Source organism: Streptomyces sp. CC0208, from assembly GCF_003443735.1.
GTDB classification, from domain to species: Bacteria; Actinomycetota; Actinomycetes; order Streptomycetales; family Streptomycetaceae; genus Streptomyces; species Streptomyces sviceus.
Window position 1 is genome coordinate 4,681,682 of record NZ_CP031969.1, and the last position, 21,835, is coordinate 4,703,516.

Sequence of the window (21,835 nt, forward strand, 5' to 3'; positions counted from 1 at the left end):
GGAGTGCCAGTGGCACGCGTCGTAGTCGACGTCATGCTCAAGCCGGAGATCCTCGACCCCCAGGGCCAGGCGGTGCAGCGTGCACTGCCGCGTCTGGGTTTCGACGGCATCTCCGACGTACGTCAGGGAAAGCGATTCGAACTGGAAGTTGACGGCCCGGTCGACGAGGCCGCGCTCGCCCGCATCCACGATCTTGCGGAATCCTTCCTCGCCAACACCGTGATCGAGGACTTCACCGTCAAGGTGGAGGAAGTCGCGGAGGCCGCGAAGTGACCGCTCGTATTGGCGTCGTCACTTTCCCCGGCAGCCTCGACGACCGGGACACCCAGCGCGCGATCCGCCTCGCGGGCGCCGAACCGGTCGCCCTCTGGCACAAGGACAAGGACCTCCACCAGGTCGACGCGGTCGTCCTCCCCGGTGGTTTCTCCTACGGCGACTATCTGCGGGCCGGCGCCATCTCCCGCTTCTCGCCGGTGATGGAGACGGTCATCGAGCAGGCCAAGGCAGGACTTCCGGTCCTCGGAATCTGCAACGGCTTCCAGATCCTCACCGAGGCCCACCTCCTCCCGGGCGGGATGCTCGGCAACGACCACCTCCACTTCATCTGCCGCGACCAGAAGCTGCGGGTGGAGAACGCGGACACCGCCTGGACCGTCGACTACACGTCCGGCCAGGAGATCCACATCCCGCTGAAGAACATGGACGGCCGGTACGTCGCCGACGAGTACACGCTGGACAAGCTGGAGGCCGAGGGGCGGGTCGCCTTCCGCTACCTGGACGTCAACCCCAACGGCTCGCTCCGCGACATCGCCGGCATCACCAACGAGGCCGGCAACGTCGTAGGCCTCATGCCGCACCCGGAGCACGCCACCGAGCCGCTGATCGGTACGGGCCGTACCGACGGGCTCCCGTTCTTCACGTCGATCCTCAAGAAGCTGGTCAACGCATGAGCCGGACGCCTCTGGACACGGTCGAGCACGCGGCCGCGACCCCCGACGTCGAGCTGCCCTGGGCCGAACTCGGCCTGAAGAAGGACGAGTACGAAAGGGTCGTCGAGATCCTCGGCCGCCGGCCCACCGGTGCCGAGCTCGCCATGTACTCGGTCATGTGGTCCGAGCACTGCTCGTACAAGTCGTCGAAGGTGCACCTGCGCCAGTTCGGCGAGAAGGCTCCCCAGTCGGACGCTCTTCTCGTCGGCATCGGTGAGAACGCGGGCGTGGTGGACGTCGGCCAGGGCTACGCCGTGACCTTCAAGGTCGAGTCGCACAACCACCCCTCCTACGTCGAGCCCTACCAGGGCGCGGCCACCGGGGTCGGCGGCATCGTCCGCGACATCATCGCGATGGGCGCGCGGCCGGTGGCCGTGGTCGACCCGCTGCGCTTCGGCGCGGCCGACCACCCGGACACCAAGCGGGTGCTGCCGGGCGTGGTGGCGGGCATCGGCGGCTACGGCAACTGCCTCGGGCTGCCCAACATCGGCGGCGAGGTCGTCTTCGACGCCTGCTACCAGGGCAACCCGCTGGTCAACGCCGGTGCCATCGGTGTGATGCGGCACGAGGACATCCACCTCGCGAAGGCGTCCGGCGCCGGCAACAAGGTCATCCTGTACGGGGCCCGTACCGGCGGCGACGGCATCGGCGGCGCGTCGATCCTCGCGTCCGAGACCTTCGACGACGCCAAGCCCTCGAAGCGTCCCGCCGTGCAGGTCGGCGACCCCTTCCAGGAGAAGCTCCTCATCGAGTGCACCCTGGAGGCCTTCAAGGAGAAGCTGGTCGTCGGCATCCAGGACCTCGGCGCGGCCGGTCTGTCCTGCGCCACCTCCGAGCTCGCCTCCAACGGCTCCGGCGGCATGCGCGTGACCCTGGACGACGTACCGCTGCGCGACTCCACGCTCTCGCCCGAGGAAATCCTCATGAGCGAGTCGCAGGAGCGCATGTGCGCGGTCGTGGAGCCGGAGAAGGTCGACCGGTTCCTGGAGATCTGCGACAAGTGGGACGTCATCGCCACCGTCATCGGTGAGGTCACCGACGGCGACCGGCTGGAGATCTACTGGCACGGCGGCAAGATCGTCGACGTCGACCCGCGCACGGTCGCGCACGACGGCCCGGTCTACGAGCGCCCGTACGCCCGCCCCTCCTGGCAGGACGAGCTCCAGGCCGACGACGCCAACAAACTGCCCCGGCCCGGGACGTCGGAAGAGCTCAGGCAGCAGGTCCTCCAGCTGGTGAGCTCTCCCAACCAGGCATCCAAGAAGTGGATCACCTCGCAGTACGACCACTTCGTGCAGGGCAACACGGTGCTGGCCCAGCCGGAGGACTCCGGCATGATCCGCATCGACGAGACGACCGGCCTGGGTGTGGCCATCGCGACGGACGGCAACGGCCGTTACGCGAAGCTGGACCCCTACGCGGGCGCGCAGCTGGCGCTCTCGGAGGCCTACCGGAACGTGGCGACGACCGGCGCCAAGCCCCTCGCGGTGTCCGACTGCCTGAACTTCGGCTCGCCCGAGGACCCGGCCGTCATGTGGCAGTTCGCGGAGGCCATCCGCGGACTGGCCGACGCCTGCCAGCAGTTGGGCACCCCGGTCACCGGCGGCAACGTCTCGCTGTACAACCAGACCGGCGAGGTCGCCATCCACCCGACCCCGGTGGTCGCGGTCCTCGGCGTCATCGACGACGTGGCCCGTCGCACGCCGGTCGCCTTCCAGGAGGAGGGCCAGCTGCTGTACCTCCTCGGCGACACGCGTGAGGAGTTCGGCGGCTCGGCCTGGTCCCAGGTCGTCCACGACCACCTCGGCGGTCTGCCGCCCAAGGTCGACCTGGAGCGCGAGCGGCTGCTCGCCGAGATCCTGATCTCCGCCTCCCGCGACGGCATGATCGACTCCGCGCACGACCTTTCCGACGGCGGTCTGATCCAGGCGGTCGTGGAGTCGGCACTGCTCGGCGGCAAGGGCGCCCGCCTGATCGTCCCGGACGGTCTGGACGCGTTCACGCTGCTGTTCTCGGAGTCGGCCGGCCGCGCGGTGGTGGCGGTCCCGCGCTCCGAGGAGCTCCGGTTCAACGACATGTGCGGCGCGCGGGGCCTGCCCGCCACCCGCATCGGTGTCGTCGACGGCGACTCGGTCGAGCTCCAGGGCGAGTTCGAGCTGTCCCTCGAGGAACTGCGGACCGCTCACGAGGAGACGATCCCGGCGCTGCTCAAGTAGCCGGCAGTCGTACGACCCGGAAGGCCCCGCCCGTCGTCGTGACGGGCGGGGCCTTCGTCATGGGGGTGCCGGACTAGGCTCACCGTCATGCCCACGGCCAGGAAGCGCGCCCGCACCTACGACCCCGTCAAGATCCGCAAGGCCGTGCAGGCCCAGCTCGGAAACGTACGAGAGGCCGTACGCACGCTGACCCCCGAGCAGTTGGCGCTGCCCACGCGGCTTGGGGAGTGGACCGTACGCGAGCTGGTCGCGCACATCGGAATGGCGGTCACGGCGGTCCATCGGGGCCTGGACCGGCCCGCACCCGCACGGCAGGACGCCACGGTCCTCGACTGGCCCTTCGCCACCGCCGCCAGTTCCGCGGCCATCGCCGAGTTCACCCGGGGCCTCGCCGAGCGCCACCCCGACCTCGACGCCTACCTCGGCGACATCGACCGGACCCTGGCCGAGCTGCTGGACGCCCACCCCGGCACGCGGCTCCTGGAGACCAACGCAGGCGCGATGCCCCTCGCCGACTACCTGGTCACCCGGACCGTCGAACTCGTCGTCCACACCGACGACCTCAACGCCGCCGTGCCCGGCCTCGACATCCCCCACGACCGCCAGGCCCTCGCCGCCTGCACCCGGCTCCTCGCCGACGCCCTCGCCGCCAAGGCGCCCGGCGGCTCGACCGAGGTGCGGATCCCGCCGTACGCCGTCGTGCAGTGCGTCGAGGGGCCCAAGCACACCCGGGGGACCCCGCCGAACGTCGTCGAGACCGACCCGCTGACCTGGATCCGGCTCGCCACCGGCCGGCTCGGCTGGAAGGACGCGCTCGACGCGGCGAAGGTGAGCGCGAGCGGGGAGCGGGCGGACCTGGACGGGCTGCTCCCGCTGATGGGCTGAACCCTTCACGGGGCTCGTGCGTCAAAGAGCCATGAAGCGGACGACATACGCCAAGTACGCGGCCGCAGCCCTGGCCGGGACCACCGTCCTGGCCGCCTGTGGCACGGAATCGGTGGGGACCGGACCCAAGGACGTCGCCACCTTCGCGGACACCCTCGCGGACACCCCCTGGGTGCCGAGGAAGGTCACGGTCGACGGCAAGGACTACGTCCTTCCCGGCAAGGCGGCGCTCAAGAAGGCCCGGATCACCTTCAAGCCGGGTACCGCGGATCCGGACACCGGCGGTGGGGAGTCGGGCGGGTCGGTGGGCTGCAACAGCATCGGTGCCGACGTGGACATCCAGGGCGACACCGTGAAGGTCTCCGACCTCGCCCGGACACTGATCGGCTGCCCGGGTGCCGTGGGGGAGTTCGAGGAGAAGTTCGTCGGGGTCTTCGACAACGACCTCAAGGCCCGCCTGGACGGGCCCCCGGGTGCCAGGACCCTCACCCTCACCAGCCCGGAGCACGACACCATCACCCTGCGCGAGGAGAAGCCGCCCGCCCTGAAAGGCACGCGCTGGTCCCTCGGCGAGAACGCCTACCTCACGCTCACCGAGAACGACACCGTCACCGGCAGCCTCGGCTGCAACACCTTCCACGGCAGGGCCACCGTCAAGGCCGGCACCATCGAGTTCGGGCGCCTCGCCACCACGCGCATGATGTGCGCGGGCCCGGTGATGAAGACCGAGCGCGAGCTCGCCGGGATCCTCGACGGAAAGGTCTCCTACCAGCAGGAACACGATTCACTGAAGATCACCAAGGCCCCCGGGAAGAGCGTTACGGCCCACGCGGAGTAAGAAAGCCCACTCTCCACGAATTCGGACCAGTGGTCGATCTCGCCTACACTCGGAGCCGTGCCACGTGGTGACGGTCGACTCAGTCATGATCTGCTCCCCGGCGAGAAAGGTCCTCAGGACGCCTGCGGCGTCTTCGGGGTCTGGGCTCCCGGTGAAGAGGTCGCCAAGCTCACTTACTTCGGGCTCTACGCCCTCCAGCATCGGGGCCAGGAATCCGCGGGAATCGCGGTCAGCAACGGCTCCCAGATCCTCGTCTTCAAGGACATGGGGCTCGTTTCCCAGGTCTTCGACGAGACCTCTCTCGGTTCGCTCCAGGGTCACATCGCGGTCGGTCACGCCCGCTACTCGACCACCGGCGCCTCCGTGTGGGAGAACGCCCAGCCGACGTTCCGTGCCACCGGGCACGGCTCCATCGCGCTCGGCCACAACGGCAACCTGGTCAACACGGCGCAGCTCGCCGAGATGGTCGCCGACCTCCCCAAGCAGGAGGGCCGCAGCCCCCGGGTGGCCGCCACCAACGACACCGACCTGCTCACCGCGCTCCTCGCGGCCCAGGTCGACGAGGACGGCAAGCCCCTGACCATCGAGGAAGCGGCCCCCGTGGTCCTCCCCCAGGTCCAGGGAGCCTTCTCGCTCGTCTTCATGAACGAGCACACCCTCTATGCCGCCCGCGACCCGCAGGGCATCCGTCCGCTGGTCCTCGGCCGCCTGGAGCGCGGCTGGGTGGTCGCCTCCGAGTCCGCCGCCCTCGACATCTGCGGCGCCGCCTACGTCCGCGAGATCGAGCCGGGCGAGTTCGTCGCCATCGACGAGAACGGCCTGCGCACCTCTCGATTCGCGGAAGCAAAGCCCAAGGGCTGTGTCTTCGAGTACGTCTATCTGGCGCGCCCCGACACCGACATCGCCGGCCGGAACGTGTACCTCTCCCGCGTGGAGATGGGCCGCAAGCTCGCCAAGGAAGCGCCCGTCGAGGCCGACCTGGTCATAGCGACCCCGGAGTCCGGCACCCCGGCGGCCATCGGCTACGCCGAGGCGTCCGGCATCCCCTTCGGCGCGGGTCTCGTGAAGAACGCCTACGTCGGCCGTACGTTCATCCAGCCCTCCCAGACCATTCGCCAGCTCGGCATCCGCCTGAAGCTGAACCCGCTCAAGGAAGTCATCAAGGGCAAGCGTCTGGTCGTCGTCGACGACTCGATCGTGCGCGGCAACACCCAGCGCGCCCTGGTCCGCATGCTCCGCGAGGCGGGCGCCGCCGAGGTCCACATCCGGATCTCCTCGCCCCCCGTGAAGTGGCCCTGCTTCTTCGGCATCGACTTCGCCACCCGCGCCGAGCTCATCGCCAACGGCATGACGATCGACGAGATCGGCACCTCGCTGGGCGCCGACTCTCTGGCGTACATCTCCATCGACGGCATGATCGAGGCGACCACCATCGCCAAGCCGAACCTCTGCCGCGCCTGCTTCGACGGCGAGTACCCGATGGACCTCCCGGACCCCGAGCTGCTCGGCAAGCAGCTCCTGGAGACGGAACTGGCCGCCGGCCCGGCCGCCACGGCCGCCGCCGACGCGATCCGTCGCCCCTAGCCGGCCCGTCCCACCTGCAGTACGACACGAAGGTTCTCACTAGCCATGTCTGAGACAACTGGTGCCAGCTACGCAGCCGCGGGCGTCGACATCGAGGCGGGCGACCGCGCCGTAGAGCTGATGAAGGAGTGGGTGAAGAAGACGCAGCGCCCCGAGGTCCTCGGCGGCCTCGGCGGTTTCGCCGGCCTCTTCGACGCCTCCGCCCTCAAGCGCTACGAGCGTCCCCTGCTGGCCTCCGCCACCGACGGCGTCGGCACCAAGGTGGACATCGCGCGCCAACTGGGCGTCTACGACACCATCGGCCACGACCTGGTCGCCATGGTCATGGACGACATCGTGGTGTGCGGTGCCGAGCCGCTGTTCATGACCGACTACATCTGTGTCGGCAAGGTCCACCCCGAGCGGGTCGCCGCGATCGTCAAGGGCATCGCCGAGGGCTGTGTGCTCGCCGGCTGTGCCCTGGTGGGCGGCGAGACGGCCGAGCACCCGGGTCTGCTGGGCCCGGACGACTTCGACGTCGCCGGCGCCGGTACGGGCGTCGTGGAGGCCGACCGGCTGCTCGGCGCGGATCGCATCCGTAAGGGTGACGCCGTCATCGCCATGGCGTCCTCGGGACTTCACTCGAACGGGTACTCGCTCGTCCGGCATGTGCTCCTGAACGAGGCGGGCCTGGACCTGGACGCCCGGATCGACGAGCTCGGCCGCACCCTCGGCGAGGAGCTCCTGGAGCCCACCAAGATCTACTCGCTGGACTGCCTGGCCCTGATCAGCACGGCCGAGGTGCACGCCTTCTCGCACGTCACCGGCGGTGGCCTCGCGGCCAACCTGGCCCGTGTCATCCCCGACGGCCTGCACGCGATCGTGGACCGCGCCACGTGGACCCCGGACCCGATCTTCGACCTCGTCGGCAGGACGGGGCAGGTCGAGCGCCTGGAGCTGGAGAAGACCCTGAACATGGGCGTAGGCATGATCGCGATCGTCCCCGAGGAGTCGGTGGACGTCGCCCTGGCCACCCTGGACGACCGCGGGGTCGAGGCCTGGGTCGCGGGCGAGATCACGGACCGCGGCGAGCACGCCACGGGTGCCGAGCTCGTCGGTGACTACGCCTAGACCGCGCCTCGCCAGACCGACAGGCAGCGCAAAACCCGGTCCGGTGGTGTGGACCACCCCGGACCGGGTTACGCACAGCTAGGTCGTCAAGCTCCGCGGCGTTGAGACGAAGGACCGGACTCGTCGTCCTCGTCCTCGTCATCGTTATAGAGATCCGCGTACTGGGCGTACGGGTCGTCTTCCTCGTCGTCGTCCTCGAACGGCTCGCCATTCGGCGGCTGGCTCGAAGTCGAAGCGCCCAGCTCATTGGCCAGACGCGACAGATCTGTCCCGCCGCTGCTGTACTTCAGCTGGCGGGCGACCTTCGTCTGCTTGGCCTTTGCCCGGCCGCGCCCCATGGCTCGACCCCCTCGGATACGGGGCTCGGTGGCCCCAGAGTCTTGACACGCGTTCATGATCTGGAACGGGCTCTCCGCAGAGAGACCGGTCCGTAGGGCTTCCACGGTACCTGAGCCCACGCCCATACGGTACGTCGCCCGCAGCACGTGCCCGACACCAGGGCCCGTGGAAAGCGCCGTCCTCGCTGGTCAACCGCGATTTTAACCACTTCTGTACGGCCGACCCGCCGACGAACGTGAGAGTTCTCTCCAAGAGTGCGCCGACGGGTACCGGTCAAACGTCAGTGCACCGGATCCAGGGCCGCCTCGTGCATCCGCTGCTCGGCGATCCGGTCGGCCGCGGCGGCCGGCGGAATCCCGTCTTCCTTCGCACGTGCGAATATGGCGAGCGTGGTGTCGTAGATCTTCGCGGCCTTCGCCCGGCACCGCTCGAAGTCGAACCCGTGCAGTTCGTCGGCGACCTGGATGACCCCGCCGGCGTTCACCACGTAGTCCGGCGCGTAGAGGATCCCGCGGTCGGCGAGGTCCTTCTCGACGCCCGGGTGGGCGAGCTGGTTGTTGGCGGCGCCGCAGACGATCCGCGCGGTCAGCACCGGCACGGAGTCGTCGTTCAGGGCTCCGCCGAGCGCGCAGGGGGCGTAGATGTCGAGGCCCTCGGTCCGGATCAGCGCGTCGGTGTCGGCGACCCGGGAGACGGCGGGGTGCCGGCCGGCGATCCGCTCCACGGCCTCCGGCCGTACGTCGGTGATCAGGACCTCGGCGCCCTCGTCGAGGAGGTGCTCGACCAGGTGGTGCCCGACCTTGCCGACGCCCGCGACGCCGACCTTGCGGCCGCGCAGTGAGGGGTCGCCCCACAGGTGCGCGGCGCTGGCCCGCATGCCCTGGTAGACGCCGAAGGCGGTGAGGACGGAGGAGTCGCCGGCGCCGCCGTTCTCGGGGGAGCGGCCGGTCGTCCAGCGGCATTCACGGGCCACGACGTCCATGTCGGCGACGTAGGTGCCGACGTCGCACGCGGTGACGTAGCGGCCGCCGAGCGAGGCCACGAAACGGCCGTACGCGAGGAGCAGTTCCTCGCTCTTGTCGCGCTCCGGGTCGCCGATGATCACGGCCTTGCCGCCGCCGTGGTCGAGCCCGGCCATGGCGTTCTTGTACGACATTCCGCGCGCGAGGTTCAGCGCGTCGGCGACGGCCTCCTGCTCGCTCGCGTAAGGGTAGAAGCGGGTCCCGCCGAGGGCGGGGCCGAGCGCGGTGGAGTGGAGGGCGATGACGGCCTTGAGGCCGCTCTTGCGGTCCTGGCAGAGCACGACCTGCTCATGACCGCCCTGGTCCGAGTGGAACAGGGTGTGCAGCACATCGGCAGCGGCGCCGGTTACGTCGGTCACTGTGGTGACTCCTGGGTACATTGCGGCGATGGGGCACGGGCTCCCGTACGGGTGGCGGGGCCTGTGAGCACGAGATTAGGGCCTGTGGCGGCCCGTGACCGTGCAGTGCTCAGGATCACCTCCTCCGGGAGTACGGGCGTGCGACGATTTGCATAGTTTTCCCGCGCGTTTGTGTGCGGGTTTCGCAGGTTTTCCCGGCAGGCGGCGGGGGAGAGAGCAGGCGTGCCCAAGGTGTCCTCGGTGATCGTCCCGTACGCGACCTATCTGCGCGTGTACGAACCGCTGGCCGCCTTCCCCGAGCCCGAGCGCGGCCACTGGGCGCGCTACGCCCGCCGCCCGGACCGTCCCTCGTACCAGGACGAGCTGCGCCGCTCCCTGGCCGACCTGCTGCCCACCCCGCCGGTGCCGGTGCCGGTGCACGAGAGCAGCGACGCCTTCGTGCTCGACGTGGACGGCGTGGTGTGCGTGTGCCCGTGGCGCACCCGGCTGCGCGGCTGGCTGGCCCTGGAGGAGCTCGGGGACGAGCTGCCGGGACCGGTCCTGGACGCGGTGCTGCCCGAGGTCGTACGCCGCCAGACGGCCCTGGACTACGAGCGCTGGCTGGCCCGCAACCCCGACGCCCGGCCCTGGATCCGCACCGCGACCTGGCAGGTGCCGCTGAACTGGTTCGTGCTCGTCTCCGACGAGGAGCGGCGCTTCGACAAGGGCTCCGGGGAGATCCCGCCCATGCTGCGCTACCGCACCCCCATGGTGCAGGCCCGGCGGCGCGTGGCGCGGGCTCTGCGGGCCCTCAAGGACGCCGTCGACGAAGGGCCGCTCATCGACGGCCTGATCGATGTGGGGCGCTGGCTGGAGGAGTTCCACCCACGCTCGCTGGTCGAGCTCGACTACGGCGGTCTGGTGCATGTGCTCCCGCCGGGCGAGCTGGAGGACGACCACTCGGCGGCCGACGTGGCCGAGGGCATCGAGGCGCTCCGGCACGGTGACGGGGCCGCGGCGGGCGAGGCCTACGGGCGGCTCGTGGAGCGCTGGCGGGCCGTCAGGGACCGGCGCTCGGCGAACTGAATGTGCCCCATGTCACGAACAGGCGTTTGACCTGACGCCCATTTTGGGGTTTCGTCCTCGCTCAAGGTGTTCAACTTCCCCTGAAGTCTCACCGACAGGGGACGTAGGTTCCCGATCCGGGCGTACGCCTCACGGAGTGTCAAGCGTGACGGACCGCACGTACCCGGCTCTTGCATCTCTTGCCCCTCCTCATGCCAAAATAGGACAAGGGGCCCGGGGGAGGTTCCGCTTTGGGGGGTCTGGTGACTCCTGATCGCCTGTGTGACTGATCGTCACAGGGGCGTGACTGTCCGCTATGGCATGGTCCATCGGCTTCCGTCGCCGATGAACACCTGGGGGGCAATTCCATCGGTTTGGCCGACGAGGCTGGACGGATGGTGTAGTTGTAGTGCCGAGGACAAGCCGTTCGTCCTATAACCGACTCGACCCGCATCCGCCATTTCGGGCAACGCGGGTCAAGGTGCAGAATTTAGAGGAAAGAACCGAGAAGGTTCGGTTCTCCCGAGGAGGCCGCTCATGACCGCTCGCACCCCTGATGCCGAGCCGCTGCTGACCCCGGCTGAGGTCGCCACGATGTTCCGCGTGGACCCGAAGACGGTCACGCGGTGGGCGAAGGCCGGCAAGCTCACGTCGATCCGCACGCTCGGCGGACACCGCCGTTACCGCGAGGCCGAGGTTCGCGCTCTGCTCGCGGGTATCCCGCAGCAGCGCAGCGAGGCCTGAACAACTGAATAACCGGACAAACCGGCTGGTCCCCCACTGGCCGCGGCGTCCGGACACTGGCTCCAAGCGACGCGGGTCCTGCCCCAACAGGGCCCATTCTCAACCTCGTCGTCGATCGCGCTGGACTCCGCCGAGTCCAGCGCGATCTTTTTTGTGCGCGGACTGTGGGCGGCCTGCGGCCCTGTGAGCGGGCTTGTCGGAGTCTGGGGAGGGGTGTCGGATCTCCTGTGTGGCAGCCCCTGGTCGACGTGTGATCAGGAGTGCAATTGCACATATTAAATTGACCTGTTGTAGGAGAGGGGTAAGTTCCACGGCTTCGAAAACTCACGCGGTGACTCCCGTCACATGCCAGAGTCCTTGTTGCCGTTGGGCCGGTGCGCTAGAGGGGATTACGCCGGGGAGGGCCTCTCGTCTTCCCGCGACTCCCCCGGGAGGGGGCCGACTGCCGGGGCGGAGTCCATCGCCAGCCGCAACAGGCGGTGGCAGATCGGGCAGTGGCGGGTCAGATGCCGATACGACGACGCGGCCGACAGATGGGCGCGGAGCAGCGCCCGCGTCTCGTGCCTGACCGATGCCGCCATACGCCACCTCCGGGCTCCGCTGGACGGGGGCCTGGTTTCTGGGTACCGGTGCTTTGAGACGCCGTCAAGATGGCGTGGTGCTCGGCGGGGTCGTTGAAGGCCTGCTGGGCCTCACCCGGAGCTGCTGTGGCCGCCCTGGGGGCTGCCGCCCCCCAGCCCCCCGCTTCGGCCCTGAAGGGGCCTCGTCCTCAAACGCCGGACGGGCTGGAACACCTGGACCGGCGTCCGCACATGAAGAAGGCCTGCGCCCGGTCTGGGGGCGCAGTTGAATCAGCGTGCGCGCACGAAGAAGACCCGCGCCCCGTTGCCGGGATGCGGGCCTTCTTTATGTGCGGTCCTGACGGGATTTGAACCCGCGGCCTCCACCTTGACAGGGTGGCGAGCACTCCAAACTGCTCCACAGGACCAGGTTTCGCGGCGCTTACTGGTGCGTTGCGCTGCGAGAAGGACTGTACAGGAGCTGGCGGGTCCTGGTCGAACTCACTCTCCGTGCAGGTGTCGTCACGGAGCCAGCGTGTCGATCGCCTTCACGATCCGCTTGTCGGAGACGGGGTACGCCGTGCCGAGCGCGTGGGCGAAATAGCTGACCCTGAGCTCCTCGATCATCCAGCGGATGTCCAGGACCTGCTGGGGCACGGGCCGCCCTTGGGGGAGTTGTTCCAGGAGCCAGGCGTACTCGTCCTGCATCTCGTGGACCTTCTCCATACGGGTCGTGTCCCGCTGGACGTTCGTCGGCATCTGCTGCAGACGCCGGTCCGCCGCGACCAGGTACCGCATCAGGTCGGGCAGGCGGCGCAAGCCCGTCTCCGTCACGAAACCCGGCTTCACGAGCGCGTCCAACTGCTTCCGCACATCCGTCAGGTTCGCCAGCAGCGCCGGGCTCCGCACGGCCTTCAGGCGCCGTTCGCATGCCTGCCAGGCGGCGAGCACCTGCTGCACCTGCCCGACCGTACGGACCGTCGTGTCGACGATCTCGGCGCGCACCTTGTCGTACAGCTTCCGGTACGACTCCTCGTCCCACGCCGGCCCCCCGAAGTCCCCGATCAGCTTGTCCGCGGCCGCCGTCGCGCAGTCGTCGAACAGCGCCTGGATCGAGCCGTGCGGGTTCGCCGACAGGGCCAGCTTCTGGGGGTTCGTCAGCTTCTCGGAGGCGAACTTCGCCGCGCTCACCGGGATGTTGCGCACGATCAGCCGGCGCGTGCCCTTCCACATCGCCTCGGCCTGCTCGGCCTCGGTGTCGAAGAGGCGCACGGAGACGGTGTCACCGTCGTCGACCAGGGCCGGGTAGGCCTTCACGGGCTGGCCGGCCCGACGGGTCTCGAAGACCCGGGTGAGCGTGCCGATCGTCCAGTCGGTCAGGCCCTTGCGCTCCAGGGACTCGCCGCCCTCGCGGGACGCGGTCGCGGCCGCCGCCTGGGAGAGGGCCTGGCGGGCCTTCGGCTTCAACTGGAGCCGCAGCGCCTCCAGGTCCTTGTCCTCGGCCAGCTTGCGGCGCCGCTCGTCGACGATCCGGAAGGTGATGCGGAGGTGGTCGGGGATCCTCGACTGGTCGAAGTCCTCCGCCTCGAAGGGCACGCCGACCATGCGCTTGAGTTCGCGCGCCATGGTGGTCGTCAAGGGCTCCTGCAACGGGACGGCCGTGTCCAGGAAGCGTTTCGCGAAGTTCGGTGCCGGTACGTAGTTGCGGCGGATCGGCTTGGGCAGGGAACGGATCAGCTCCGTCACCAACTCCTCCCTGAGGCCCGGGATCTGCCAGTCGAAGCCCTCGTCCTTCACCTGGTTCAGGACCTGGAGCGGGATGTGGACCGTCACGCCGTCCGCGTCCGCGCCCGGCTCGAACTGGTACGTCACCCGGAACTTCAGTGGTCCCTGCCGCCAGGAGTCGGGATAGTCGGCCTTGGTGACCGCCTCCGCCGACTCCCGGATGAGCATCTCCCGCTCGAAGTCCAGGAACTCCGGCTCCTCGTGCCGCTTGTGCTTCCACCACGAGTCGAAGTGCGCCCCGGACACGACGTGTTCGGGCACCCGCTGGTCGTAGAAGTCGAAGAGCGTGTCGTCGTCGACCACGATGTCCCGGCGCCGTGCCCGGTGCTCCAACTCCTCGACCTCGCTGAGGAGTCTGCGGTTGTCGGCGAAGAACTTGTGGTGGGTGCGCCAGTCGCCCTCGACCAGGGCGTTGCGGATGAAAAGCTCGCGGGAGGACTCCGGGTCGATCCGGCCGTAGTTCACCTTCCGCTGGGCGACGATCGGCACGCCGTACAGCGTGACCTTCTCGTACGCCATCACCGCGGCCTGGTCCTTCTCCCAGTGCGGTTCGGAGTACGTCCGCTTCAGCAGGTGCTCTGCCAGGGGCTCGACCCACTCCGGCTCGATCTTCGCGTTGACCCGGGCCCACAGGCGCGAGGTCTCCACCAGCTCCGCCGACATCACGAAACGCGGCTGCTTCTTGAAGAGTGCCGAGCCTGGGAAGATCGCGAACTTGGCGCTGCGGGCGCCCAGGTACTCGTTCTTGTTGCCGTCCTTCACGTCCTTCATGCCGATGTGCGAGAGCAGGCCGGCGAGGAGGGAGACATGGACGGACTGGTCGGGTGCGTCGTCCTCGTTGAGGTGGATGCCCATCTGCTTGGCGACGGTCCTCAACTGCGAGTAGATGTCCTGCCATTCGCGGATGCGCAGGAAGTTCAGGTACTCCTGCTTGCACATCCGGCGGAAGGAGCTCGAGCCCCGCTCCTTCTGCTGCTCGCGGACGTACCGCCACAGATTCAGGTACGCGAGGAAGTCGCTGGTCTCGTCCTTGAAGCGGGCGTGCTGCTGGTCGGCCTGGGTCTGCTTGTCGGCCGGGCGCTCGCGCGGGTCCTGAATGGACAGGGCGGCGGCTATGACCATGACCTCGCGGACACAGCCGTTCTTGTCGGCCTCCAGGACCATGCGCGCCAGGCGCGGGTCGACGGGCAGCTGCGCGAGCTTGCGGCCGGTGTCGGTGAGCCGCTTGCGTGCGTCCTTCTGCTCCGGGTCCAACGCGCCCAGTTCCTGCAGGAGCTGGACGCCGTCGCGGATGTTGCGGTGGTCCGGCGGATCGATGAAGGGGAACTTCTCGATGTCGCCGAGGCCGGCCGCGGTCATCTGCAGGATGACGGAGGCGAGGTTCGTCCGCAGGATCTCCGCGTCCGTGAACTCCGGGCGGGCGTCGAAGTCCTCTTCGCTGTACAGGCGGATGCAGATGCCGTCGGAGGTACGTCCGCAGCGGCCCTTGCGCTGGTTGGCGCTGGCCTGCGAGACCGGCTCGATGGGCAGCCGCTGGACCTTGGTGCGGTGGCTGTAGCGGGAGATGCGGGCGAAGCCGGGGTCGATGACGTACTTGATGCCCGGCACGGTCAGGGAGGTCTCGGCGACGTTGGTCGCCAGAACGATCCTGCGCCCGGTGTGCGGCTGGAACACGCGGTGCTGCTCGGCGTGCGAGAGCCGGGCGTAAAGGGGGAGGACCTCCGTGAAGCGATACGCCTTCTTCGTGAGCGCGTCCGCGGTGTCCCGGATCTCCCGCTCGCCGGAGAGGAAGACGAGGATGTCGCCCTTGCCCTCGCCCTGGAGCTCCTCCACGGCGTCGCAGATCGCGGTGATCTGGTCGCGGTCGGAGTCGTCCGAGTCCTCTTCGAGGAGCGGGCGGTAGCGGACCTCCACGGGATACGTACGGCCGCTGACCTCGACGATCGGGGCATCACCGAAGTGCCGGGAGAACCGCTCGGGGTCGATGGTCGCCGAGGTGATGACGACCTTGAGGTCGGGACGCTTCGGCAGCAGCTGCGCCAGGTATCCGAGCAGGAAGTCGATGTTGAGGGACCGCTCGTGGGCCTCGTCGATGATGATCGTGTCGTAGGCGCGCAGCTCGCGGTCGGTCTGGATCTCGGCGAGCAGGATGCCGTCCGTCATCAGCTTGACGAAGGTGGCCTCCGGGTTCACCTGGTCGGTGAAGCGCACCTTCCAGCCGACGGCCTCGCCGAGCGGGGTGTCCAGCTCCTCGGCGACCCGCTCGGCGACCGTGCGGGCGGCGATCCGGCGGGGCTGGGTGTGCCCGATCATGCCCTTGACGCCCCGGCCGAGCTCCAGGCAGATCTTCGGGATCTGGGTGGTCTTGCCGGACCCGGTCTCACCGGCGACGATCACGACCTGGTGATCGCGGATGGCGGCCGCGATGTCGTCCTTCTTCTGGCTGACCGGAAGCTGCTCGGGGTACGACACGGCGGGCACGCGGGTACGGCGCGCACCCACCCGCTCCTCGCCCTTGCCGACCTCGGCCTCGATCTCGGCCAGCACGGCGGCCCGCGCCTGAGGCTTGCGGATCTTGCGCGCGCCTTCGAGCCTGCGCCCGAGCCGGTGCGCGTCACGCAGGGACAGCTCGGTCAGGCGGGCGGCGAGCTCCCCGAAGGCGGGGGTGCCGGGGGCGGGGGCAGGGTGCGTAGACATACGCGATCCAGGATCTCATCCCCGGGAAATTACTGGCGAACGGTTTTGTCCCCGGTGGTTCACCTACGAGATCACATACAACAAGACCCCGATCCGAAGATCGGGGTCTGTGCTGTGGCTGGGGCCGGGGTCGAACCGGCGACCTACCGCTTTTCAGGCGGTCGCTCGTACCAACTGAGCTACCCAGCCGCGAGGCTTCCGGGGAAACCTCAGCGGTCCTGACGGGATTTGAACCCGCGGCCTCCACCTTGACAGGGTGGCGAGCACTCCAAACTGCTCCACAGGACCAAGCTTTGTGCACGAACAGTGTCGCACACGGTGTTACGTGCCCCCAACGGGATTCGAACCCGTGCTACCGCCTTGAAAGGGCGGCGTCCTAGGCCGCTAGACGATGAGGGCTATCGGCCCGCCTGGGCGCTTCTCAGCGCGTCGGGGACGTGAGAAGCATATGGGATGCCGGGAGGTATCGCCAAAACGGTTTAGGGGCTGCCCGTGGGCGAGGCCGTGGAGGAGCCCGTGCCCGAACCCGTGGGGGAGGGGGTCGCTCCCGGCTGGTTGTCCTCCGGGAGGTGGCGGCTGACCTCCGCCGTCGTGAGACCGAGGCCGCCGAGTTTGATCTCGTCCCAGGCCTGGAGGCGGCGGGTGTCGCGGTCCATGTAGAGGATCGAGGCCTCGATGGGGTCGGGGTACTTGCCCTCGACGGCCCGCAGCCCGCTGCCGCCCGTCGAGCCCTCGACGCGCAGCCGGGTGCCCTTCTTCATGACCTCCATCTCCTGGTGGTGGAGGTGGCCCGACAGGATCATCGGGACCTCGCCGTCGACCTCCCGGGCCGCCGAGGGTTCGTGGGCGATCGCGAGGTCGACCGGGGTGCCCGCGGCCCGCTGCGCGCGCAGGGCGGCGGCCAGGCGGTCGCCCGCCGCCTCCTGGGACTCGTCGGCCCCGGGGTCGGTGGAGCGGTCCGGGGTGAACTGGGGGTCGCCCATGCCCGCGAAGCGCAGCCCGGCGATCGTCTCCGCCTTGCCGTTGTCGAGGACGTGGACGCCCTTGAGGCCCTCCAGGTAGCGCTGGGTGGTGAGGGAGTCGTGGTTGCCGCGGACCCAGACGTACGGCGCCCCGAGGTCGGGGATCGGGTCGAGGAAGCCGTTCTCCGCCGCCGTGCCGTGATCCATGGTGTCGCCGGAGTCGACGATCACGTCGACCTTGTACTGCTCCACCAGCGAGGCGATGATCTTCCAGCTCGCCGGGTTGAGATGGATGTCGGAGACGTGCAGGACCCGGATGGTGGTCGGGTCCGGCTGATAGGCGGGGAGCGTGGACGTGACGTCGTAGAGCTTCGTCACGTTCGTCACCAGGCGGGCCAACTCCTTCTGGTAGACGTCGAACTCGGTGACGATGCTGCGCGCGTTGCCGACCAGGGAGGGGGCGGAGGAGAGCAGCCCCGAGAACCTGGGCTCCAGGACCGACTCGGGGTTCCAGGTGGCGTACGCCGTGCCGCCGCAGGCCGCCAGGAGGGTCAGGGCCAGTCCGCCGGCCGCGAGGGCCCGGCGGGGGCGGCGGTAGACCGCGAGGCCGAGTGTGGTGGCGCCCAGTACCACGGCCGCGCAGGAGCGCAGGGCGAGGTCGAGGGTGCCGTGCTCGACGTCCGTGGCGACCTCGTCCTGGAGGCCGGACAGCCGCTCGGGGTGGTCGACGAGGGCCTGGGAGCGTTCCGGGTCGAGCTGGTCGACGTTGACGTCGAGGCGGACCGGGGCCTGGTGGCTGTCCAGTTGGAGCGCGCCGAGCGGAGAGACGTTGATCTTCGTGCCGCCGGACAGGGACGGGCGCAGGGTCATCGTGGTGTTCATGGGGCCGACCGGGACCCGGACGTTGCCGACGATCAGCAGACCGAGCCAGGCGCCCATGAGGACGACGGCGACCAGACCGAGGGCGCGGACCCAGGGGTGCGGCGGGTGGACGAGCTCGACGGACGGGTGGGAGCGGCGCCTGCCGTACTGGCGGGCGAGGGCTCGCGAGGGCTTTCGTACGGCGTTCAGGATGCTCCGGAGGGTCAGGACTGCGGCGGGGACGCGGGCCATTGGTCCCGTATGCCCAAGTCCGCCCGCGGATATGCGGGCGCGCTCCTCCCTCTCGTCCGACCGGGTCGTGCCGGAGAATGGGCTTGTGCTGGAAATGACGCGCGAGGAGTTCGAGGAACTGGTGTCCGAGGCGCTGGACCGGATTCCGCCGGAGCTGACGCGGCTGATGGACAACGTCGCGGTGTTCGTCGAGGACGAACCGCCGAAGGACGATCCCGAGCTGCTCGGGCTGTACGAGGGCACTCCGCTGACCGACCGGGGCGAGTGGTACGCCGGGGTGCTGCCGGACCGCATCACGATCTACCGGGGGCCGACGCTGCGGATGTGCGAGACGCGCGAGGACGTCGTCGCGGAGACGGAGGTGACGGTCGTGCACGAGATCGCCCACCACTTCGGGATCGACGACGCCCGGCTGCATGCCCTCGGGTACGGCTGAGCCCGTTTCGAACGGGGCGCGTGTCCTCTTGTGGGCGGCGGGAGTTGGGCAGGTGACTCTTTGACGACCGCCCTCGGAGGTGGCTGCTCGTGCGCCCCTTGTACGTACCCGTCCGTCTGGCCGCCACGGTCATGGCCGTCGCCGCCACCGCGGGCTGCATGAGCGTGGGCGGGGACGACGGAGGCGGCAGCGCGAAGCCGTCGCACTCCGCCGGTGAGCGGGGTGGCGAGGCACCGGACGGGGGGCCGGCGGCCTCGGGCGGTTCCGTGGGGTTCGGCGGGGCGGGCTCGGACGGCAAGCACGGGAAGCACGGCAAGGGCAAGGACGGGGAGGAGTCGGCCTCGCCGTCGGCGTCCGCCTCGGCGGCGGCCGGCGCGTCGGCCTCGGCGGGGGCGAAGCCGAGGCATACGGCCCAGCCGGTGCCCTCGGCGACACGGACCGACCCGGCACCCACCCGTACGCCCGACCCGGAGCCGCCGGCGCCGAGCGAGCCGCCCGCGTCGCCCACGCCGTCACCGCCGCCCGCCGAGCCGTCCTCGTCCGCGCAGCCCGAGACGGGCACGCAGCTGAGCCAGCGGGAGCCGGCGCCCACGGCCGGATCGCCGGTGTGACGGGCTCCGTGAAGGCCCCGAGTGACCTCGGATACATACGAGGGGATCGGTTTGCCTTCGGGGGCGATGGGTGCGTATGGTTATAGATCGTTTGATCATTTGCCCGGCGCCAAAGCAGAAGAGCGCCGTGTGGCGCGTTCTCTCCCTTACCGTGGCTGACCGCATAGAGGCGGTCGTATTGCGAATCACGGAGTTGACGGGCGCGTGCCGACGAGACTCCGGAAGGTTTCGCATACGCATGTCCATTTCCAGTACTGATCACGTCGTCGTGCCCGAGAACGAGGGCACCGAGGACGTCACCGAGGCCACCACTCCCGAAGTCACCTTCGCGAGCCTCGGTCTCCCCGAGGGCGTCGTGCGCAAGCTCGCCCAGAACGGCGTGACCACCCCCTTCCCGATCCAGGCCGCGACCATCCCGGACGCCCTGGCCGGCAAGGACATCCTCGGCCGTGGCCGCACCGGCTCCGGCAAGACCCTCTCCTTCGGTCTGCCGACCCTGGCCCGCCTCTCCGGCGGCCGCACCGAGAAGCACCGGCCGCGCGCCGTCATCCTCACCCCGACCCGTGAGCTCGCGATGCAGGTCGCGGACGCGCTGCAGCCCTACGGCGACCAGCTCGGCCTGAAGATGAAGGTCGTCTGCGGCGGCACGTCCATGAGCAACCAGATCTACGCCCTGGAGCGCGGTGTCGACGTCCTCGTCGCCACTCCGGGCCGGCTGCGCGACCTCATCAACCGCGGCGCCTGCTCCCTCCAGGACATCGAGGTCGCCGTCATCGACGAGGCCGACCAGATGTCCGACCTGGGCTTCCTGCCCGAGGTCACCGAACTGCTCGACCAGGTCCCGGCCGGCGGCCAGCGGATGCTGTTCTCGGCCACGATGGAGAACGAGATCTCCACGCTGGTCAAGCGCTACCTGAGCAACCCGGTCACGCACGAGGTCGACAGCGCCCAGGGCAACGTCACGACCATGTCGCACCACATCCTGATCGTGAAGCCCAAGGACAAGGCGCCGGTCACCGCGGCCATCGCCTCCCGCAAGGGCCGCACCATCATCTTCGTCCGCACCCAGCTGGGCGCGGACCGCATCGCCGAGCAGCTGCGCGAGTCCGGCGTGAAGGCGGACGCGCTGCACGGCGGCATGACCCAGGGCGCGCGCACCCGCACCCTGGCCGACTTCAAGGACGGCTACGTCAACGCGCTCGTCGCGACCGACGTCGCCGCCCGCGGTATCCACGTCGACGGCATCGACCTCGTCCTGAACGTCGACCCCGCCGGCGACCACAAGGACTACCTGCACCGCGCGGGGCGTACCGCTCGCGCCGGCCGCACCGGCACGGTCGTCTCCCTGTCGCTGCCGCACCAGCGTCGGCAGATCTTCCGGCTGATGGAGGACGCGGGCGTCGACGCCGGGCGTCACATCATCAACTCCGGTACGGCCTTCGAGCCCGAGGTCGCCGAGATCACCGGCGCCCGTTCGATGACCGAGGTCCAGTCCGAGTCCGCGGCCAACGCGGCTCAGCAGGCCGAGCGCGAGGTCGCCCAGCTCACCAAGGAGCTGGAGCGGGCGCAGCGCCGCGCGACCGAGCTGCGCGAGGAGGCCGACCGCCTGGTCGCCCGTGCCGCCCGCGAGCGCGGTGAGGACCCGGAGGCGGCGGTCGCCGCGGCCGCCGAGGCAGTCGTGGCGAAGGAGGCGGAGGTTACGGCCGAGGCCGTGGTCGCCGAGCAGCCCGCCGAGCGTCCGGCGTACGAGCAGCCGCGTCAGCGCCGTGACGAGCGGGGCAACTACGAGCGTCGTGACGACCGTCGGGACGACCGTGGTGGCCGTTCCTTCGAGCGTCGTGACGACCGCTCCTCGGGTGGCTTCAACCGCGACCGCCGTGACGGCGAGCGTGGCGGGTTCCGCCGTGACGACCGTCGGGACGACCGCGGTGGCCGTTCCTTCGAGCGTCGTGACGACCGCTCCTCGGGCGGGTTCAACCGTGACCGCCGTGACGACCGCCCCAGTGGTGGCTTCAACCGTGACCGTCGTGACGAGCGTCCCTCGGGCGGCTTCCGCCGTGACGACCGCCCCTCGGGTGGTGGCTTCAACCGCGACCGCCGCGACGACCGCCCCTCGGGTGGCGGGTTCAACCGTGACCGTCGTGACGAGCGTCCCTCCGGCGGCTTCCGTCGCGACGACCGCCCCTCGGGTGGTGGCTTCAACCGCGACCGCCGCGACGAGCGTCCGTCCACCCACCGGGGCAGCGACCGTCCCTTCAACCGTGACCGTCAGGGCGACCGCCCCACCGGCGGCGGTTTCCGCTCCGGCGGCCACGACCGCCCGCACGGCCGTCGTGACGACCGTCCGGCCGGCTCCTCCTTCGGCCGCCGCGACGACAAGCCGCGCTGGAAGCGCAACGGCTGACACAGCGTGAGCTGAGCGAGGGCCCGTACGACTTCGGTCGTGCGGGCCCTTTTCGCATGCGTAATCGACTACCGAAGCCTGTGTGGTGGTTGTTAACATCCGTTGTATCGCGTGGCGGAATGTGGCCGAGGGGGAAG

The 21,835-nt window shown here is 69.5% G+C and carries 17 protein-coding genes and 4 tRNA genes; 12 read left to right on the plus strand and 9 right to left on the minus strand.

Annotated elements, in window-relative coordinates; translation table 11 throughout:
- The first annotated feature begins 9 nt into the window (after positions 1-9).
- The 7 genes from purS to purM all read left to right on the plus strand — a co-directional run bounded on the left by purS (position 10) and on the right by purM (position 7,622).
- Positions 10-273, plus strand: a complete 264-nt coding sequence (purS, locus tag D1369_RS21465) for a phosphoribosylformylglycinamidine synthase subunit PurS (protein WP_007383088.1) — start codon at positions 10-12, stop codon at positions 271-273.
- Positions 270-950, plus strand: coding sequence for a phosphoribosylformylglycinamidine synthase subunit PurQ (purQ, locus tag D1369_RS21470; protein WP_007383087.1), 681 nt, complete (start codon positions 270-272; stop codon positions 948-950). The genes purS and purQ overlap by 4 nt, the downstream gene beginning before the upstream one ends.
- Positions 947-3,205, plus strand: a complete 2,259-nt coding sequence (purL, locus tag D1369_RS21475; protein WP_007383086.1) for a phosphoribosylformylglycinamidine synthase subunit PurL — start codon at positions 947-949, stop codon at positions 3,203-3,205. The genes purQ and purL overlap by 4 nt, the downstream gene beginning before the upstream one ends.
- 87 nt (positions 3,206-3,292) lie before the next feature.
- Entirely contained in the window at positions 3,293-4,090 is a 798-nt protein-coding gene (locus D1369_RS21480) for a maleylpyruvate isomerase family mycothiol-dependent enzyme (RefSeq protein ID WP_007383085.1), read from the plus strand.
- Between the two features lie 31 nt (positions 4,091-4,121).
- The gene (locus D1369_RS21485; RefSeq protein WP_007383084.1) at positions 4,122-4,928 is read left to right on the plus strand and encodes an META domain-containing protein; all 807 of its coding nucleotides are present in this window, start codon (positions 4,122-4,124) and stop codon (positions 4,926-4,928) included.
- A gap of 57 nt (positions 4,929-4,985) precedes the next feature.
- Complete coding sequence (gene purF, locus D1369_RS21490) at positions 4,986-6,512, plus strand: amidophosphoribosyltransferase (protein ID WP_007383083.1); 1,527 nt, start codon at positions 4,986-4,988, stop codon at positions 6,510-6,512.
- A 45-nt stretch (positions 6,513-6,557) separates the two neighbouring features.
- Complete coding sequence (gene purM / locus D1369_RS21495) at positions 6,558-7,622, plus strand: phosphoribosylformylglycinamidine cyclo-ligase (protein WP_007383082.1); 1,065 nt, start codon at positions 6,558-6,560, stop codon at positions 7,620-7,622.
- A gap of 86 nt (positions 7,623-7,708) precedes the next feature.
- On the opposite strand, the gene D1369_RS21500 is transcribed toward purM, so the two are convergent.
- Positions 7,709-7,960 carry a DUF3073 domain-containing protein gene (locus tag D1369_RS21500; protein WP_007383081.1) on the minus strand — a complete coding sequence of 84 codons (252 nt, stop codon included), beginning with the start codon at positions 7,958-7,960 and terminating at the stop codon, positions 7,709-7,711.
- 281 nt (positions 7,961-8,241) lie between these two features.
- Positions 8,242-9,342, minus strand: coding sequence for a Glu/Leu/Phe/Val dehydrogenase dimerization domain-containing protein (locus D1369_RS21505; protein ID WP_007383080.1), 1,101 nt, complete (start codon positions 9,340-9,342; stop codon positions 8,242-8,244).
- Positions 9,343-9,564: 222 nt separating this feature from the next.
- On the opposite strand from D1369_RS21505, the gene D1369_RS21510 reads away from it, so the two are divergent.
- Positions 9,565-10,407 carry a hypothetical protein gene (locus D1369_RS21510; RefSeq protein WP_007383079.1) on the plus strand — a complete coding sequence of 281 codons (843 nt, stop codon included), beginning with the start codon at positions 9,565-9,567 and terminating at the stop codon, positions 10,405-10,407.
- A gap of 516 nt (positions 10,408-10,923) precedes the next feature.
- Positions 10,924-11,130 (plus strand): developmental transcriptional regulator BldC, encoded by a 207-nt coding sequence (gene bldC / locus D1369_RS21515; RefSeq protein WP_003949541.1) that lies wholly within the window; start codon positions 10,924-10,926, stop codon positions 11,128-11,130.
- 389 nt (positions 11,131-11,519) lie between these two features.
- On the opposite strand, the gene D1369_RS43935 is transcribed toward bldC, so the two are convergent.
- The 7 genes from D1369_RS43935 to D1369_RS21550 form a co-directional block, all read right to left on the minus strand.
- Complete coding sequence (locus D1369_RS43935; protein WP_037900685.1) at positions 11,520-11,711, minus strand: DUF6274 family protein; 192 nt, start codon at positions 11,709-11,711, stop codon at positions 11,520-11,522.
- A 332-nt stretch (positions 11,712-12,043) separates the two neighbouring features.
- A tRNA-Asp gene (locus D1369_RS21525) sits at positions 12,044-12,118 on the minus strand.
- Between the two features lie 94 nt (positions 12,119-12,212).
- Complete coding sequence (gene hrpA, locus D1369_RS21530) at positions 12,213-16,172, minus strand: ATP-dependent RNA helicase HrpA (RefSeq protein WP_007383078.1); 3,960 nt, start codon at positions 16,170-16,172, stop codon at positions 12,213-12,215.
- Positions 16,173-16,287: 115 nt separating this feature from the next.
- Positions 16,288-16,361 (minus strand) — tRNA-Phe (locus D1369_RS21535).
- Between the two features lie 24 nt (positions 16,362-16,385).
- Positions 16,386-16,460 (minus strand) — tRNA-Asp (locus D1369_RS21540).
- Positions 16,461-16,498: 38 nt separating this feature from the next.
- Positions 16,499-16,571: transfer RNA gene (locus D1369_RS21545), tRNA-Glu, on the minus strand.
- An 80-nt stretch (positions 16,572-16,651) separates the two neighbouring features.
- A complete protein-coding gene (locus D1369_RS21550) occupies positions 16,652-18,247 on the minus strand; it encodes a metallophosphoesterase (protein ID WP_007383077.1) in 1,596 nt (531 codons plus the stop codon).
- 85 nt (positions 18,248-18,332) lie between these two features.
- Here D1369_RS21550 and D1369_RS21555 point away from each other — a divergent pair, with 85 nt between their 5' ends.
- From D1369_RS21555 to D1369_RS21565, 3 genes are all read left to right on the plus strand, one after another.
- Positions 18,333-18,683, plus strand: a complete 351-nt coding sequence (locus D1369_RS21555) for a metallopeptidase family protein (RefSeq protein ID WP_020124176.1) — start codon at positions 18,333-18,335, stop codon at positions 18,681-18,683.
- Between the two features lie 89 nt (positions 18,684-18,772).
- A complete protein-coding gene (locus D1369_RS21560; RefSeq protein WP_007383075.1) occupies positions 18,773-19,294 on the plus strand; it encodes a hypothetical protein in 522 nt (173 codons plus the stop codon).
- 238 nt (positions 19,295-19,532) lie between these two features.
- Complete coding sequence (locus tag D1369_RS21565; RefSeq protein WP_007383074.1) at positions 19,533-21,698, plus strand: DEAD/DEAH box helicase; 2,166 nt, start codon at positions 19,533-19,535, stop codon at positions 21,696-21,698.
- Positions 21,699-21,835: the final 137 nt, after the last annotated feature.